Here is a 2,961-nt window from a genome sequence, read left to right as displayed (position 1 = left end):
GGCTTAAAGATGCCTATCGGACGAGTCGATCAATTACTTGCATTTGATTCAGCCATTTTCATGATAAGTGCCGGGTTCTCCTATTTATCGATACGATTTGGAGATGATGAAAAACTGTATGGCCGGTATGAAAAAATTGCCGACCTTGCCTTTATGCAAGGCTTGGTATTGATGACCATCACTGGTTTTCTGCTGGCATATGAAATGCTCTGACAATATTATTGATTGACTATATTAAAAACGGATCCCATTGATTCATCATGCTTCCATTGTCAGTACAACACCACACTTGAATAAATGACGGGTTGTGCAGGAAAGTCCTGGCCAAGCCAAGCAACTGAATGACTGTTCTTGAAAAATATTTACACGTTCCTTCAGTTCCCTGTCTGGTTTGAAACACGACACCCGTTTTTCGGTATGGAAATCCGAAGCGCCGAATTACTTGTTCAGCGATTCCTTAGGAGATCATTTAGTATGTCCGACATTGCCGAAAGATCCTTGCATACTCGCACTGCCCGTTCGGTCGAGGCCATCCGACGGTCGTTCGTCGACAACCTGTTCTATGTCACCGGCAGAACCTTCGACAACGCCACTACCCTCGACCACTACACTGCGCTGGCCTATACCATCCGCGACCGCCTGCTTTCGCGTTTTGTCGCCTCGGCCCAAAACTACGAGCGCCGGAACACGAAGACGGTGGCCTACATGTCAGCCGAATATCTGCTCGGGCCCCATCTGGGCAACAACATCCTCAACCTGGAAATCTGGGGTAATGTCCACCAGGCCATGGAGGAACTTGGCCTGGACCTGGAAATCATCCTGGATGCCGAGGAGGATCCAGGACTCGGCAATGGCGGCCTCGGCCGCCTTGCAGCCTGCTACATGGATTCCCTGGCAACCCTGGAAATCCCTGCCATCGGCTATGGAATCCGCTACGAATATGGAATCTTCGAACAGTCCATCAAGGACGGCTGGCAGGTGGAGGTTGCCGATGCGTGGCTACGCAACGGAAATCCATGGGAGTTGCCAGGGCAACAGCGCTATCCGGTGAAATTCGGCGGGCGCATTGAACGCCATCATGACCATGAAGGCCGCCTGCGCATCCACTGGATACCTGAATCCATGATTTATGGTATAGCTTACGACACCCCCATCCTGGGCTATGGCGTGCTCCACGTGAACCTGCTGCGGCTCTGGAAATCCGAGGCCCGCGAGTCCTTCGACCTGCGGGCCTTCAACAACGGCGACTACTACGGCGCCGTGGAAGACATGGTGGCGGCCCAGAATATTAGCAAGGTGCTCTACCCCAACGACGAACCGGAGACCGGCAAGGACCTGCGCCTGCGCCAGCAATATTTCTTCGTCTCCTGCTCACTCCAGGACATGATCCGCCTGACCCTGCGCGACAAAGGTAGCCTCGATCATTTTCCGGACCGGTTCGTGGTTCAACTCAACGACACACATCCCTCCATCGCCATCGCCGAATTCATGCGCCTGCTAATCGACGAGCACCAGATGGATTTTGATCTGGCCTGGGCGCTCACCCAGCGAAGTTTCGCCTATACCAACCACACGCTGCTGCCGGAAGCGCTAGAAACCTGGCCCCTGGACCTGTTCCAGCGCATCCTGCCACGCCATCTGGAGATCATCTACGATATCAACGGTCGCTTTCTGGACGACGTGCGTGTCCGCTTCATTGACGATGCGGCGCGGCTTGCCCGCATGTCGCTGATCGACGAGGGCTCAGGCGATGGCGTTCGCCGAGTGCGCATGGCCAACCTGGCCTGTGTAGGAAGTATGGCCATCAACGGTGTCGCGGAAGTGCATAGCGAACTGCTCAAGCACACGCTGTTGAGGGATTTCCATGACATGTGGCCGGAGAAGTTTCAGAATAAAACTAACGGTGTGACGCCGCGTCGCTTCATCGCCCTGGCCAATCCACCGCTGGCAGCTCTAATTGAAGAGATCATCGACGGCGACTGGCTGCGCAATCTGGAGAGGCTCCGCCAATTGGAACCCCTGGCTGACAACAGCGACTTCCGGTCACGTTGGCGCGGAATCAAGCGTTTGGCCAAGGAACGCCTTGCGGACCACATCCATCGTTGCTGCGACATCACGCTAGACCCGGACAGCCTGTTCGACATCCAGGTCAAGCGTATCCACGAATACAAACGCCAGCATCTCAACGTAATGCATATCGTCAGCCTCTACCATCGTCTGAAGCAAAGCCCGTCGCTGGACATTACGCCGCGCACCTTCATTTTCGGAGGCAAGGCGGCACCCGGGTATCACATGGCGAAGCTGATCATCAAGCTCATTAACTCGGTGGCCGATGTCATCAACCGCGACCCCCAGGTCAACAAGATACTGAAGGTGGTATTCGTGCCCAACTTCAGCGTCAAGACCGGCCAGCGTATCTATCCTGCGGCGGATATCTCGGAGCAGATATCCACCGCTGGCAAGGAGGCCTCCGGTACCGGTAACATGAAGCTCACCATGAACGGGGCGCTGACCATTGGCACCCTTGATGGAGCCAACGCTGAGATCCGGGCAGCCGTGGGCGAAGAGAACTTCTTCCTATTCGGCAAGACCGTGCAGCAGGTGGAGGATATCTGGGTGGCAGGCTATCACCCCAGGGATGTTTATCATCAGAACGAAAACCTGCGCGATGTCATCGACCTGATCAACTCTGGGCTGTTCTCCCATGGCGACGGCGGCCTGTTCCGACCTCTGACAGACGATCTGCTGAATAGTGATCCATTTCTCGTTTGCGCCGACTTCCAGGACTACATCGACTGCCAAGCCGAGGTGAGCCAGGCTTACCAGGATCAGGAACAGTGGTCGCGCATGTCCATCCTGAACGTGGCACGCTGCGGGCGTTTCTCGTCAGACCGCGCCATCCGCGAATATAACGCGGACATCTGGCGCGCGACGTCATTGCCAGTGGAAATGTCCAAGGCC

2 protein-coding genes are annotated in these 2,961 nt (G+C 55.3%); both read left to right on the top strand.

Annotated features, from left to right (window positions below; translation table 11 throughout):
* Window positions 1-213 (top strand): hypothetical protein (locus tag SCT_RS17380; RefSeq protein WP_371257754.1); only part of this gene is annotated, 213 nt, incomplete at its 5' end.
* Between the two features lie 261 nt (window positions 214-474).
* On the top strand, window positions 475-2,961 hold a 2,487-nt coding region (locus tag SCT_RS16550), incomplete at its 3' end, for a glycogen/starch/alpha-glucan phosphorylase (RefSeq protein WP_059425137.1).

The organism is Sulfuricella sp. T08, assembly GCF_000971475.1.
Taxonomy (GTDB): domain Bacteria; phylum Pseudomonadota; class Gammaproteobacteria; order Burkholderiales; family Sulfuricellaceae; genus Sulfuricella.
This window is presented reverse-complemented; position numbering and strand designations above follow the sequence as displayed.